This window comes from Pseudomaricurvus sp. HS19, from assembly GCF_009857815.1.
Lineage (GTDB): Bacteria > Pseudomonadota > Gammaproteobacteria > Pseudomonadales > Cellvibrionaceae > Pseudomaricurvus.
In genome coordinates this window covers 1-13,821 of record NZ_WVVW01000010.1, presented here as the reverse complement: position 1 = coordinate 13,821, position 13,821 = coordinate 1, and the positions used below count along the sequence as shown (strand labels likewise).

The 13,821-nt window shown below is 62.5% G+C and carries 14 protein-coding genes; 8 read left to right on the top strand and 6 right to left on the bottom strand.

The features are described 5' to 3' along the window. Positions 1-21: 21 nt before the first annotated feature. Together GSF27_RS13265 and GSF27_RS13260 are read right to left on the bottom strand one after the other, a co-directional pair. Complete coding sequence (locus GSF27_RS13265; protein WP_160969887.1) at positions 22-933, bottom strand: hypothetical protein; 912 nt, start codon at positions 931-933, stop codon at positions 22-24. Next, positions 930-1,772, bottom strand: coding sequence for a sigma-70 family RNA polymerase sigma factor (locus GSF27_RS13260; RefSeq protein WP_160969885.1), 843 nt, complete (start codon positions 1,770-1,772; stop codon positions 930-932). The genes GSF27_RS13265 and GSF27_RS13260 overlap by 4 nt, the downstream gene beginning before the upstream one ends. 171 nt (positions 1,773-1,943) lie before the next feature. Here GSF27_RS13260 and GSF27_RS13255 point away from each other — a divergent pair, with 171 nt between their 5' ends. After that, the gene (locus GSF27_RS13255) at positions 1,944-2,330 is read left to right on the top strand and encodes a Dabb family protein (protein WP_160969883.1); all 387 of its coding nucleotides are present in this window, start codon (positions 1,944-1,946) and stop codon (positions 2,328-2,330) included. Positions 2,331-2,375: 45 nt separating this feature from the next. Here the strand turns inward: GSF27_RS13255 and GSF27_RS13250 are convergent, their stop codons facing one another. The 4 genes from GSF27_RS13250 to GSF27_RS13235 all read right to left on the bottom strand — a co-directional run bounded on the left by GSF27_RS13250 (position 2,376) and on the right by GSF27_RS13235 (position 5,665). Beyond that, complete coding sequence (locus tag GSF27_RS13250; RefSeq protein ID WP_160969881.1) at positions 2,376-3,086, bottom strand: phosphoglycolate phosphatase; 711 nt, start codon at positions 3,084-3,086, stop codon at positions 2,376-2,378. A 5-nt stretch (positions 3,087-3,091) separates the two neighbouring features. Beyond that, on the bottom strand, positions 3,092-3,766 hold the full coding sequence (gene rpe / locus GSF27_RS13245) for a ribulose-phosphate 3-epimerase (RefSeq protein WP_160969879.1): 675 nt from the start codon (positions 3,764-3,766) through the stop codon (positions 3,092-3,094). Positions 3,767-3,899: 133 nt separating this feature from the next. Continuing rightward, entirely contained in the window at positions 3,900-4,574 is a 675-nt protein-coding gene (murU, locus tag GSF27_RS13240; RefSeq protein ID WP_160970230.1) for an N-acetylmuramate alpha-1-phosphate uridylyltransferase MurU, read from the bottom strand. 5 nt (positions 4,575-4,579) lie between these two features. Beyond that, entirely contained in the window at positions 4,580-5,665 is a 1,086-nt protein-coding gene (locus GSF27_RS13235; RefSeq protein WP_160969877.1) for an aminoglycoside phosphotransferase family protein, read from the bottom strand. A gap of 211 nt (positions 5,666-5,876) precedes the next feature. On the opposite strand from GSF27_RS13235, the gene GSF27_RS13230 reads away from it, so the two are divergent. From GSF27_RS13230 to ppa, 7 genes are all read left to right on the top strand, one after another. Further along, positions 5,877-8,570: an LPS-assembly protein LptD gene (locus GSF27_RS13230; protein ID WP_160969875.1), complete on the top strand. Its 2,694-nt coding sequence runs from the start codon at positions 5,877-5,879 to the stop codon at positions 8,568-8,570. After that, a complete protein-coding gene (locus GSF27_RS13225) occupies positions 8,567-9,877 on the top strand; it encodes a peptidylprolyl isomerase (RefSeq protein ID WP_160969873.1) in 1,311 nt (436 codons plus the stop codon). Before GSF27_RS13230 ends, GSF27_RS13225 begins: the two co-directional genes overlap by 4 nt. Then, positions 9,874-10,860 carry a 4-hydroxythreonine-4-phosphate dehydrogenase PdxA gene (gene pdxA / locus GSF27_RS13220; RefSeq protein WP_160969871.1) on the top strand — a complete coding sequence of 329 codons (987 nt, stop codon included), beginning with the start codon at positions 9,874-9,876 and terminating at the stop codon, positions 10,858-10,860. Before GSF27_RS13225 ends, pdxA begins: the two co-directional genes overlap by 4 nt. 76 nt (positions 10,861-10,936) lie before the next feature. Next, positions 10,937-11,791, top strand: a complete 855-nt coding sequence (gene rsmA / locus GSF27_RS13215) for a 16S rRNA (adenine(1518)-N(6)/adenine(1519)-N(6))-dimethyltransferase RsmA (RefSeq protein WP_160969869.1) — start codon at positions 10,937-10,939, stop codon at positions 11,789-11,791. Continuing rightward, positions 11,792-12,169 (top strand): Co2+/Mg2+ efflux protein ApaG, encoded by a 378-nt coding sequence (gene apaG / locus GSF27_RS13210; RefSeq protein WP_160969867.1) that lies wholly within the window; start codon positions 11,792-11,794, stop codon positions 12,167-12,169. 19 nt (positions 12,170-12,188) lie between these two features. After that, positions 12,189-12,995 (top strand): symmetrical bis(5'-nucleosyl)-tetraphosphatase, encoded by an 807-nt coding sequence (locus tag GSF27_RS13205; RefSeq protein WP_160969865.1) that lies wholly within the window; start codon positions 12,189-12,191, stop codon positions 12,993-12,995. Between the two features lie 127 nt (positions 12,996-13,122). After that, a complete protein-coding gene (gene ppa, locus GSF27_RS13200) occupies positions 13,123-13,671 on the top strand; it encodes an inorganic diphosphatase (protein WP_160969863.1) in 549 nt (182 codons plus the stop codon). Positions 13,672-13,821: the final 150 nt, after the last annotated feature.

The following is a 13,821-nucleotide window of genomic DNA, read 5'->3' as shown; positions in this document are numbered from 1 at the left end:
AGGTGATCCTGCCCACCCGGCTCAAGGTTGTATCTGTTGTTCGTCTTCCGCCTTACTCTCAAGGTCGTGCTGATCTATGACGGCCCGATAGGCGAAACGCCTCAGTTTTGGCCCAAGCTCACACCAGTCGGCCTTGCTAACCGGCACAAAAGATTCCAGCGCTTGCGGATAGCGGGCATGAATATCGGCAAAGGTGCTGGCAGCCTCCGCCGCGACATCACGATTTTCCGGCAACCATTGGGAATCGTTCATATCTTCGCTGATGCACCGCTCTGCCAGCCTTGAATGGGCAGCTGCGGCCATGGCAAACGGCATATAAATGCCACCCGGGCTCTCGGTCCAACCCAGGTAAACAGAAACATACATCTCCCAGGCTGCCACCGGCACAGTCTCTGCTGTATCTGCAGAGAGCTCCCGGGGAGCGGGTTCCAGGGTCTCGTCCCGGGCCTCTCTGGCGTAACGCTGCTCGATAGCCTCTGGTGGCGGTTTCATACGTTTGGCTTGCGGTTCCGGCCTCTGGCCGGCAGATCCCACGTTGACGATGGCACGCTCCTCCAGCTGAGGTGCGGACATCTCCGGTGCCGGGGGCACTTGCAAGGTCACCAGCAGCGCCACCACCACGCTCGCCGCCAATCCCAAGCCTCCGGCGAAGCGCCGCCGGCGCGCCTGCTGCTGACGTGTGGCAGCGGCGCTGGCGTTGATGACGTCAATCGCTTCGCGACAAGCGATCCACTGCTGGCGCAGGCGCGGATTGCCTGCCAGTGCAGCCTGGACACAACGGCTCTGATCCGGTGTCAGCGAACCATCGACAAAAGCGGCGAGTATTTCATCCTCCGAAGCAAACCCGGCCAACGGCGGGTAGGCGCGCATATCGCCAACGGGTGCTTCCCGGCTGATGGCCAGCAGCAACTCGGTAATCTGTTGGTCGTTCATGGGTATTCCACCTCAGTGGATGGTGTCTCGTCGCCGGCACCGGCCAGCAGCCCGGCCAGCTGATCCCGCACACGCTGCAGGCGCCTCTGCACACTACCGGCACTGGTGCCCAGCAAACTGGCGATCTTGCGGCTGGAGAGTCCGTCTTCGTAAGTCAGGCGCAGCAGCAAACGATCCTCGCTGTCCAGATCCAGCGCCCTCCGCCATTCAGCAATGACTTCTGCATCAGACGGACAGGCGGAGTGATTGCCGGGGTTATCGCTGAGGAGCTGACCCAACAGCGCCAGCAGCGTCTGCTGGCGGGCCTGGTCCAGGGACACATCAAGACTGTGGCCGGAGTCGTCCGGCAGGGTTTCCAACCCCAGCTCGGTCACGCAACACTCACTGAAACCGGGTTCACCACAGCGCGGTATACGCTGCTTGATGGTGCGCATGGCCTGCTCCAGCAAACCCGGCTGAAACTCCTCTGCCAGTTTCTGGCGAATCAACTCCGGCCACTGACGCTCCAGGCAGAGCATCTGCCAGAGCCGCACCCAGGCGTTACCCAGCGCCTGTAACCAGGCCGGGGGCCGGGGACGACCAAAGCGTTTGCGGGCAAAATCCTCCATGGCACGACTGGCCACGGCATAGGCAAAGGTGGAGGGTTGGCTGTTGCCGGAAAAGTGAGAGAGTTTCTGCCAGTTATCCGCTGACAGCGCCTCGATCATGGCGGTGACCGCCTCTTCCGCCAACACCGGCTGCACGAAACGACGGGCCGCCATGGCATCAAGGCTGGACATAAACGCGGGAGCAAAGATCAACGAGGGCCAATCAATGGCTGTTATTTCTTCCTGGGACATCGTCAAGGCGCAAGCTTTCTAATGTGTTATAAAAACACCACTTCTTAGAGAAATTGGCATGAGATTCTACGTTTTACCCAATTTCACCCGTGAATGCCACTTAAAGCAGGGTGTCGTTGCCCACGTGATGGCCCGACACCCGCGACCGGTCGCCACCCAGGAGATATGGACATGCCCCTGAATTCAGCCTTTACCTCCGTTCGCCTGCGCAGCGGCCTCCTGCTGCTGACACTCCTGACCAGCCTGCCACTGCAAGCCGCCACGCTCAGCCATGTGGTGATGATCTGGATGAAAGCTGACGCCAGCACCAGTGATATTGAAGCCGCCATGGCCCACAGCGCGGACCTCACCGCAATCCCCGGCGTGGTGGCTGTGAAAGCCGGCCCGCCACTGCCCAGTGAACGCCCGGTGGTGGACGACAGTTTTACCTTTGGTGTGCATATCGAGCTGCAGGACAGCAGTGTGCTGCCCGGCTATCTGCAGCACCCGCTGCATGTGGAGTATGTGGATCGCTACCTGAAAGGGAAGATGGAGAAGTTGCTGATTTATGATTTCTGATAAGCCCGGCCGGCGGCCGATTTCCGATCAGCGCAGCCCTGGCATTCAGCAGGGCTCGGCCTGCAGCGCGGCAGACAGGAATTCATTGAGGTTATCGGTGAGCCAGTCCGGCCGCTCCTGCTCTACCGGGCGGCCGTGGTTGTAGCCGTAGGTCACCGCCAGCACCGGCACACCGGCGGCGCGGGCGGCACCGATGTCGTTGACCGAGTCTCCCACCATCAAGGCATCCTGCGGTTCCACACCACACAGTTGCAGCAGGTGGTTGAGGGGGGCCGGATCGGGCTTTTTAACCGGCAGGCTGTCTCCGCCCAGCCAGCGTTCGAAGTAGCCATCGATACCCAGATCGGCCAGCAGGTCGGGCACAAACTGCGCCGGCTTGTTGGTCACCACCGTCTGCACGCAACCCTGCTGTTGCAACAGCTGCAGTGCCTCCGCTACACCGGGATAGAGGCGGGAGTGCTCACCACTGCTGCGGGCGTAGTGATGCAGGAAACGCTGCAGGCCATGACCCACATCCCGCTGCGCCACCGACTCTGCCGCCACACCCTGGCCGTGGGCCAGGGCGCGACGCATCAGCATCTCCGCACCGTTACCCACCCAGCCGCGGGCTGCCTGTTCGCCAGCCGAGGCAAAACCCAGCTCCAGCAAGGTGGCATCCACCGCGGCAGCCAGGTCCGGCACGCTGTCCACCAGGGTGCCGTCGAGGTCATACATCACCAGGCGCGGGGGGTGAGGGAAACGGCTGCGAAACTCCATCGTATTTACTTTGCCTGCGCCAGCTCGGCACGCATAGCGGAGATAGCGGCAGCGTAGTCGTCCTTGCCGAAGATGGCAGAGCCGGCCACAAAGGTGTCGGCACCAGCGGCGGCGATTTCACGGATATTATCGGCGGTCACACCACCGTCAATTTCCAGGCGAATGGGTTTGCCGATGGCATCGATGGCGGCGCGGGCCTCGCGCAGCTTGTCGAGGGTGTAGGGGATAAATTTCTGACCACCGAAGCCGGGGTTCACCGACATCAGCAGCACCATGTCCAGTTGCGGCAGCACGTGCTTGATGGTCTCCAGCGGCGTCGCGGGGTTGAGCACCAGCCCCGCCTCGCAACCGGCCTGTTTGATCAGCTGGATGGAGCGGTCTACATGGCGGGAGGCTTCCGGGTGGAAGGTAATAATAGAGGCACCGGCATCGGCAAACTGGCCGATCATATCGTCCACCGGCTCCACCATCAGGTGCACGTCGATGGGCGCCTCAATACCGTAGTTGCGCAGCGCCTTGCACACCATGGGACCAATGGTGAGATTGGGCACGTAGTGATTGTCCATCACATCGAAATGCACGATGTCGGCACCGGCGGCCAGCACTGCGCTCACCTCCTCTCCCAGGCGCGCAAAGTCTGCGGCCAGAATGGATGGGGCGATTTTGAATTCCTGTTGCATAGACTCTACCTGCGGTTAAATCTGGGGAGTAGGGAATAACCCGAAGCCGGGCACGGGGCGCGGGTGTCACGGCCACCAAAGCGGCGCATTGTACCGGAAGCCGCCAGCGGCTCCCAGCAACACCGGTCAGGAATCAACCAGTGCGCAGTTGCTGGTCCAGGGCCTGCAGCCGCTCGGGGGTACCGATGTCCCACCACTGGCCACGGAATACCTCACCACCCAGCGCCTGCTGTTCGATGGCGTAATCAAACACCTCCCGCAGTGGGAAGTTATCCCGCCGCCGGGGATAGCCGGTGAGCAGTGCCGGATGCAGCAGGCTGATGCCACTGAAGGTGTAGCCGCCACCGGGTTTGTGATTGCGGATCAGGCGACCTTCGCGCAGGTCAAAATCGCCGCCACTGTTATGACCGGGATTGGGCACCAGCAGCAGGTGCCCCAACTGGCCTTCCGCCAGGGTCATGCCCAGCAGCGGCGCAAACGGGCAGTCACTCCAGACATCGCCGTTCACCAGCAGGAACGGTTCCTCACCCAGCAGTGGCAGGGCGCGGCAGATACCGCCGGCAGTTTCCAGCGGCTCCGGTTCCCGGCTGTAGTGGATAGTGATACCCCAGCGACTGCCATCGCCCAGGTGAGCCTCTACCAGATGCCCCAGGTAAGCGAGGTTAATCACCAGTTCCCGCACACCGGCCGCGACCAGACGCTCGATGTGATAGTCGATCAGCGGCTTGTCCGCCACCGGCAGCAGCGGCTTGGGCAGCGTGTCGGTGAGCGGGCGCATGCGCTTGCCCAGACCCGCCGCCAGGATCATTGCCTTCAAACCTGTGACTCCCCGGCGCAGGTGTAGTCGCTGTACCACTCCTGCTGTTCACACAGGGGCAGCAGTTTCTCCTTAAACCAGTAGGTGAAGTCGCGCAGCTCCGGATAACCCTCTGCTACCTCCAGGGTGTAGCGCATCACCAGAGGCAGGTCGCGCAGGTAGCCGGCCTTGCCGTCGCGCAGCCACAGGCGGGCAAAGATACCCAGCACCTTGAGGTGACGCTGCAGCCCCATCAGGTCGAACCAGCGCAGGAAACCGCGCTGGGTCACCGGCGCCATCAGGCCAGCGGAGACAGCCATGTCACCATAGGCCAGCGCCCACTTCTCCACCTGCTGCCGCGGCCAGCGGATGTAGCAGTCGCGCAACAGGGAGACCAGGTCATAGGTAATCGGGCCGCGCACCGCGTCCTGGAAATCGATCACCCCCGGCGCCTGACCGTCGCGATAGATGAGGTTGCGGCTGTGGTAGTCGCGGTGCACCCACACCTGCGGTTGTTGCAGGGCGGCGCTTTCCAGTTGCAGGTAGACCGCATCCAGCAATTCGCGCTCGTCGGCGGAGAGCTGGTAACCCAGCAGCTGCGGCACAAACCACTCATGGAACAGAGCCATCTCGCTGTTGAGCCGGGCGGAGTCGTACCTTGGCAGGGTGTGCATGCCATCGCCATCAGCGGCCGGCATGGTAATGGTGGGGCACTGCTGCAGCCGCAGCAGGGTCATCAGCGCATCACCGTACATCTGCTCAACCAAGTCCCGCTCCTCCAGCAATACTTCACTGAAGAGACGCTGGCCCAGCTCCTCCACCAGCAACCAGCCATGTTGCAGGTCGACCGCCGGGATCTTCGGGGTCATCACCCCCTGGGAGCGCAGGTAGCGGGCAATGGCCACAAACGCTGCGGAGTCCTCGGTCTCCGGCGGCGCCAGTACCGCCAGTAGCGGCTGTTGGGTATTGAGACGGAAATAGCGGCGGAAACCGGCATCGCCGTTGAGGGGCGTCAGCACCAGGGCACCGTCGGTCCCGATGCCCAATTGCTCCAGCCGTTGTTCTGCCCACTGCTGCAAAGCGTTGATCTGTTCTGTGTTCAAGTCTGTACCTTAAGCGGTGATTGGGGGCGGTGAATTGAAGAAACCGCGGCCATTGTAAACGAAGCGCGAGCAGATGCTCACCTGTCGCCGCACAACACCCGGCAAAGGCTATTTTGAGCGCCGGGCCGCGGTAGCCTATTGTGAGCATCCCAAGTAGAATCGCCCCCTTAATTTCGAATAATGCGATAAAACTCACAGGATTGTCCCGCCAATGGCCCGACGGACGCCGCTGTTACGGCAACAGATTCAACGCGCACTCAGACCCCATCAGACTCCGCGACTGCTGGCGTTGGGCGTGCTGGCAAGCCTGCCTGTTACTCCGCTGCAGGCCGCCGAGCAGAATATGCAGTGGCACTGCAAGCCGGCCGGTGACAGCTGGGCCTGTGATGAGAAGCCTGCCCCGGGCCCCGCCTACAAGCGCCCGCCTCACAGCACCCCGCCCCCTCAGTCCGGCCCCCGCAGCACCCGCGGCCTGAGCGCCGCCGAGATCGACTGGGTGGCGGAAGAAGACCTGACCCCCGAGCAGCTGGCCGCGATGCCCGCCGGCTGCTGCGGCAGTTACATCGCCCCCGAGCGCAGCGACAGTGAAGCCACCCTCGATCCGGAGGCAGCGCCCCTGCGGGCGGAGGCTGACAGCTCCCGCTGGCTGCAGCAGAACACCGCCGTGCTGCAGGGCGATGTCAAACTGACCCAGGGCTACCGCCAACTGCAGGCCGATCGCGCCGAACTGGATAAAGCCAGCAACACCGGCACCCTCAGCGGCAATATACTGCTGCGCGAGCCAGGTGTGCTGATCACCAGTGAGCGCGCGGCCATGGATATGGACACCGGCGCGGCGGAACTGGAAGACGCCTCTTACCTGTTGCACGAGGCTCACCTGCGCGGCGCTTCCGCCAGAGTACAGATGACACCGGAGAAGGTGCTGACCCTCGAAGACGGCAGCTTTACCCGCTGTGAGCCGGACGGCAACGCCTGGTCGCTGCACAGCGCCGAACTCACCCTCGATCCCAATATCGGCGAGGGCTGGGGCAAGCACGTGCGCCTGCACGTGGCCGGCGTGCCCGTGTTCTACACGCCCTACCTGCGGTTTCCCATTGGCGACCAGCGCAAATCAGGCTTTCTGTTCCCCTCCATCAGCTCCTCTGACAATGGTGGCGTGGATCTGTCGGTGCCCTACTACCTTAACCTGGCACCCAACTATGACATGACCCTGACCCCGCGTTTCATCAGTGACCGCGGCGAGATGCTGGAGACTGAACTACGCCACATGTCGACCCATTTCGATACCGTGGTCAGTGCTGCCTGGCTCGCCGATGACTCCGGCGGTGACGACCAGGACCTTGAGGACCTGATCGACGACGGTGTCATTACCGAGGAAGAGGCCTACCCCTTCCGCGGCCAGGATCGCTGGCTGCTGGGCGTGGAGCAGCAGGGAGGCCGCCAGGCGCGCTGGTTTACCGAAATTGACTACACCGCGGTCAGCGACGTGGACTACTTCCGCGACCTGGGCACCACCTCGCTGGAGGTCAACAGCACCAGCCAGCTGAAGAAATACGGCACCGCCGGTTATCGTGGCGAGCACTGGCTGCTGCAGGCCGAAGCCACCGAATACCAGAAGCTGTGGGACGATGCCGAACAGCAGTACAAGCAGCTGCCGCGCCTCACCCTGGATGGCCACTACCGTATGCCGTCGGATTTTGAGCTGCAGCTGGATCACGACTTCACCGCCTTCGATCACCGCGACAAGGACCGCGACGGTCTCATCACCGGTGAACGGCTGCGGGTGGATTACGCCCTCACCTGGGACCAGCGCTGGATGTGGGGCTTCTTCCGCCCCGGCGTCAAGCTGAAGCACCTCAGCTACAGCCTGGATGACGAATACCTGCAGGCCGGCGCCAACGACACGCCGTCGTTCACCGTACCCCAGGGCAGCCTGGACACAGGGTTGTTCTTCGAGCGCGAAGGTGACTTGTTCGGCAATGGCTATGTACAGACTTTTGAACCTCGGCTGTTCTACTTTTACAGCGACCGGGAAAACCAGGACGAGCTGATCAATGTCGGCACCGGGCGCTTGCGCACCGTGGACTTCGACACCAACGACCTCACCTTTGGCTACAGCCAGCTGTTCCGCGACAGCCGCTTCTCCGGCAGCGACCGTATCGACGATGACAACCGCCTGTCGGTGGGGCTGACCTCCCGCTTCATCGACAGCAGCACAGGTATTGAGCGCCTGAGCGCCAGCGTCGGCCAGGTCTTCTACCACGATGACCGCGCCATCGCCATCGACCTCACCGAGGCACAGGCGTTGGCGCAGGCGGAGAACCAGCGCAGCAATTCGGACTACGCCGCCCAGATCAGCGCCCGCCTGGGCAAGTACCTGCGCTTCAACTCCGAAGTGATGTGGGACGCCGACAACAGCGACCGGGTCAGCCGCGGTAACGTCAGCCTGCGCTATCTGGACGAGCAATACCGCATTTTCAACCTCAGCTACCGCTACGACCGCATCCCGCCCCTGCCCAGCGACCCCACGGACCTGGATGGTGATGGTATCCTCAATGAAGAGATTGAGCAGAGCATTGAACAGGGCGACTTCTCCTTTGTCTGGCCCATCGCCGGCGACTGGAACGCCATTGGCCGGGCCAACTACGACTTTACCCATCAGCGTGAACTGGAGACGCTGATCGGCGTCGAATACAACGACTGCTGCTATCGTGTGCGCCTGGTGGCCCGTAAATGGCTGGATAACGCCAATGCCAATGTGCTTGAGTCACTGGACCTGGAAGAGGACCGCGGCATCTTCCTGGAATTCCAGCTGAAGGGCATGGGCAGCATCGGCAGCAAAGTGAGCGGCATCCTCAGTGACGGGATTGTCGGCTACGAACAACGAGATAACGGAATCCAATGATGATACGAACACTGACCCAATCCTGCCGACGCCTGCTGGGCGTGGCGCTTCTCGCCGGCAGCTCGGCCCTGCAGGCGGCCATGGTGCCGCTGGATTCGGTGGTGGCAGTGGTGGACAACGACGTCATCATGGCCAGCGAACTGCAACAGCGCACCCAGATGATCGTGAACCAGCTGCGCTCCAAACAGCAGACCAACCTGCCCCCGGCAGAGGTGCTGCAGCAGCAGATCCTGGAGCAGTTGATTGTGGAGTCCCTGCAGCTGCAAATGGCGCGTCGCGCCGGCATCACTATAAGCGAGGCCGAGCTGGACGATGCCATCAATGGCATGCAGCAGGCCAACAACCTCAGCCGCGCCCAGCTGCTGCAACGGCTGCAAGCGGACGGTATGACTCTGGACTTACTGCGCGACCAGATCCGTCGCGACATGCTCATCGAGCGGGTGCAGCGCGGTTCGGTTAACCGCCGTATCCAGGTGTCGGACCAGGAGGTCAACAACTTCCTGCGCTCCAAGCAGGGCCAGTTCTGGTCCTCCCCCAGCTACAACCTGGGCCACATCCTGGTGCCGGTTCCTGCCGGCGCCAGCGTCAGCGAAGTCGCCGCGGCCGAAGCGAAAGCCAACCAGCTCTACCAGCAGCTGCAGGGCGGCGCCGACTTCCGCCAGGCCGCCATTCGTGAATCCCGCGGCCAGGACGCCCTCAGCGGTGGCGATATGGGCTGGCGCAAGAGCTCGGAGATGCCGGACCTGTTCGCCGCTGCCCTCGAACCCCTGCGTCCGGGGCAGGTCAGCAAACCGCTGCGCAGCGCCGCCGGTTTCCACCTGCTCAAGCTCTACGACAGGAAAGGTGCCGAAGAGAAGATTGTCGAGCAGTCGCTGGTACGCCACATCCTGATCAAGCCCTCCGCTATCCTCAGCGAGGAGGAGACCGAGAGTAAACTGGCGGATCTTCGCAAGCAGATTATCAACGGCGCCGACTTCGGCGAGCTGGCCCGCCAATATTCGGAGGACGTAGGCTCCAAACTCAGTGGTGGCGACCTGGGCTGGTCACTGCCTGGCAAGTTTGTGCCGGAATTTGAAAAGACCATCGATGCCACACCGGTGGGACAGGTCAGCCCTCCCTTCCGCTCCCAGTTCGGCTGGCACATCCTGCAGGTACAGGAGCGCCGCCAACAGGACATGAGCGAAACCGTGCGCCGCAACCAGGCCACCATGCTGCTGCGCAACCAGCGCTACGAGGAAGAGCTGTTTAACTGGCTGCGGGAGATCCGCGACGAAGCCTACGTCGAGATCAAGCTGCCACAGCCATGACCCTGCGCCTGGCACTGACCCCCGGAGAACCGGCCGGTATCGGCCCCGACCTCACCATCGCCCTGGCACAACAGGCCAGCGAGCATGAGGTGGTGGCGGTGGCCGACCCGGACCTGCTGCTGGCCCGCGCCCGCCAGCTGGGCCTGCCGCTGCGCTTACGTGAACTGGACAGCTCACTGGCACCACAACCCCTGCAGGCCGGTGAGCTGTGCGTGCTGCCGGTACCACTGCAGGCGCCCTGCGTGGCCGGCACCCTCAACCCCGCCAACGCCGGCTATGTGCTGCGCACCCTTGAGACCGCCATCGACAGCTGTGTCGACGGCGCCTGCCACGCCTACGTCACCGGGCCGGTGCATAAAGGTGTGATCAACGAAGCCGGTATCCCCTTCAGCGGCCACACCGAGTTTCTGGCCGAACGCACCCACACCGATGAGGTGGTGATGATGCTGGCCTGTGAAGGCCTGCGTGTAGCCCTTGTCACCACTCACCTGCCACTCAAGGACGTACCGGCGGCCATTACACCGGCCAAACTGGAACGGGTGATCCGTATCCTGGATGCGGACTTGCGATCGAAGTTCGGGGCGGATACGCCACGCATCCTGGTGTGCGGTCTCAACCCCCACGCCGGCGAAGGCGGCCATATGGGGCGCGAAGAGGTGGACGTCATTGAGCCGCTGCTGGCGCACCTGCGCGGCGAGGGCATGAACCTGATCGGTCCCCTGCCCGCCGACACCCTGTTTACCCCCAGGGTACTCACCGGCGCCGATGCGGTGCTGGCCATGTATCACGATCAGGGCCTGCCCGTGTTAAAATTCAAGGGCTTCGGCGAGGCGGTCAACATTACCCTGGGGCTGCCCATCATCCGCACCTCGGTGGATCATGGTACAGCACTGGACCTGGCCGGCAGCGGCGGCGCCGACCTCGGCAGCCTGCTGACCGCCATCAATTACGCCGGCCATATGGCTCGCCAGCGGTCATTCTGACCTCCGGCCCCAGCCATACCAGCCACCCAATAAGTCCGGTGGCGCCGCAGGCGCTACCCAACTCCCTGTGAGCACCATGAAGATTGCTAGTGAACACCGCGCCCGCAAGCGCTTCGGCCAGAATTTCCTGGAAGATGACGGCATCATCCGCCGCATCGTCAAGGCCATCCACCCCCAGGCCGACGACAACCTGGTGGAGATCGGCCCCGGCAAGGGCGCCATCACCTCGCAGCTGCTGGCCGCCTGCCCCACGCTCAATGTGGTGGAACTGGATCGCGACCTGATCCCCATGCTGCTGGCGCAGTTCATCGCCAACTACCCGCAGTTCACCATCCACCAGAGCGACGCCCTGAAATTCGATTTCAGCCAGCTGCTGCAGGACAAAGATGGCAACCCCAAAGGCCCGCTGCGGGTGGTGGGCAACCTGCCCTACAACATCTCCACGCCGCTGATCTTCCACCTGCTCAGCTACCACGACCGCATTCGTGACATGCACTTTATGCTGCAGAAAGAAGTGGTACAGCGGATGGCCGCGCAGCCGGGGGAGAAAGCCTACGGTCGCCTCGGCATCATGGTGCAGTACTACTGCCAGGTGGAGAACCTGTTCGAGGTGCCACCGGAAGCCTTTGATCCACGCCCCAAGGTGGATTCGGCCATTGTGCGCCTGCGCCCCTACCAGCAACTGCCGCACCCGGCCCGTAACGTCAAACTGCTGGAACAGCTGGTGAATACCGCCTTCCAGCAGCGTCGCAAAACCCTGCGCAACGCCCTCAAACAGCTGCTGCCAGCGGAGGCTATTGAGTCACTGCAAATTGATACCGGCGTGCGACCGGAAAATCTCACCCTTGCCGAGTTCGTGGCTCTGAGTGATACACTGGACGAGCTGAAGAGGAATTCGCCGCCCACGGGCGAGGCACAGACTGAGACGTAAATGACCAATCCTGCCGATATCCGTATCTCCGTAAAAACCCGCTACCTGCCCGAACAGTCGGACATTGCGGAAGAGCGTTATGTGTTCGCCTACACCATCACCATCCGCAACGATTCCGGTGAGCCCTGCCAGCTGCTGAGCCGGCGCTGGGTGATCACCGACGCCAATGGCGAGGTGCAGGAGGTGGCCGGCAAAGGGGTAGTGGGTGAACAACCGCAACTGGCACCCGGGCAGGAGTACACCTACACCAGTGGCTCCCTGCTGAAGACCCCCACCGGCACCATGCAGGGTACCTACACCATGTGCACTGACACCGGTGACGAATTCGACGCTACCATCCCCACCTTTGCGCTGGTGCCCCCGCACCTGCTGCACTGAATTCTGACGCCGGAACGCTATGGCCACCTACGCTGTCGGCGACCTGCAGGGCTGCCTCGACCCGCTGCAACAGCTGCTGCGACAAGTGCAGTTCAATGAGGATCGCGACCAGCTGTGGCTGTTGGGCGACCTGATTAATCGCGGCCCGCAATCACTGGAAACCCTGCAATACCTCTACCCGCGGCGGGACAACGTCGTCGCGGTACTGGGCAATCACGACCTGCACCTGCTGGCCTGTGCCTACGGCCATCGCCTGCCGGGCAAGGGCGACACCCTCGACGCCATCCTCGCGACCAGCGATAGCCAGCCCTGGTACCAGTGGCTGCGCCACTGTCCACTGGTACACCACGACCCACAGCTCGGTTTTGCCATGGTTCATGCCGGCATCCCCCCCGGTTGGAGCCTGGAGGAGGCCCTGCGCCACTCCGCTGAACTGGAGAGCGTGCTGCAGGGACCGAAGCTGGACAGCTACCTGGGCAATATGTACGGCAACCAGCCGGATCTCTGGGATGAGTCACTTGAGGGCCCGGAGCGCTGGCGCCTGATCACCAACTACTTCACCCGTATGCGGGTCTGTGACGCCGAGGGACGACTGGAGTTGAAGTACAAGGAGGGACTGGAGTCGCTGCCGGCGGGCTACGCCCCCTGGTTCCGCCATCCCCACCGCCAGACCCGCCATGACCGCATCCTCTTCGGTCACTGGGCCGCCCTGCAGGGAGTCAGCAACACCCCCAATGTCTACGCCCTCGACAGCGGCTGTGTCTGGGGCGGCTGCCTGACCATGATGCGACTGGAAGACGAGGCACGGTTTACCTGCGACTGCTGAGCCCGCCGACCTCTCCGGCCCCCCACATGACCTCCTCCACCTTAGCCTTCCGTCGTAATTGAGGGGCGGATCATTTGTGTTAGAATCGCCGTCCTTAATTCACTCACCAGACCACGGAAGCCCGATCATGAGCTACGATCAAGTCTCTGCCGGTAAAGACCTGCCCAACGACATCAATGTCATCATTGAGATCCCTCTCAATGGCGACCCTATCAAGTACGAAGTGGACAAAGACTCCGGCGAGATTTTTGTCGATCGCATGCTCGGTACCGCCATGCACTACCCCTGCAACTACGGCTACGTGCCACACACCCTGTGTGGTGACGGCGATCCCGTAGACGTTATGGTAGTTATGCCTCTGGCCGTCATCCCCGGCGCCGTGATCCGCTGCCGCCCTGTGGGCGTGCTGAAAATGACCGACGATGGCGGCGAAGATGCGAAGATCATTGCCGTTCCACACGACAAGGTCACCCCGCTCTACAAAGACGTGCAGGACATCAGCGACCTGCCACAGCTGACCCTCGACCAGATTGCTCACTTCTTCCAGCATTACAAGGATCTGGAGCCAGGCAAGTGGGTGAAAATCGATGGCTGGGGCAACGCCGACGACGCGCGCAAGGAGATCTCCGACGCCGCCGCCACTTTTGCTGCCCAGGCAGACAAGCCGCACTTCTGATCTTTGCATCAGAGGCGCAGCCCATAACAAAGCCGCAGTAGCTGCGACTCAGACCGCCGAAAAATCCACCATCGTCATCGCGAGCGCAGCGTGGCGATCCATGTTTACCACAGGCCAGCCTATACGCTGCCTAACATGGATTGCCGCGGA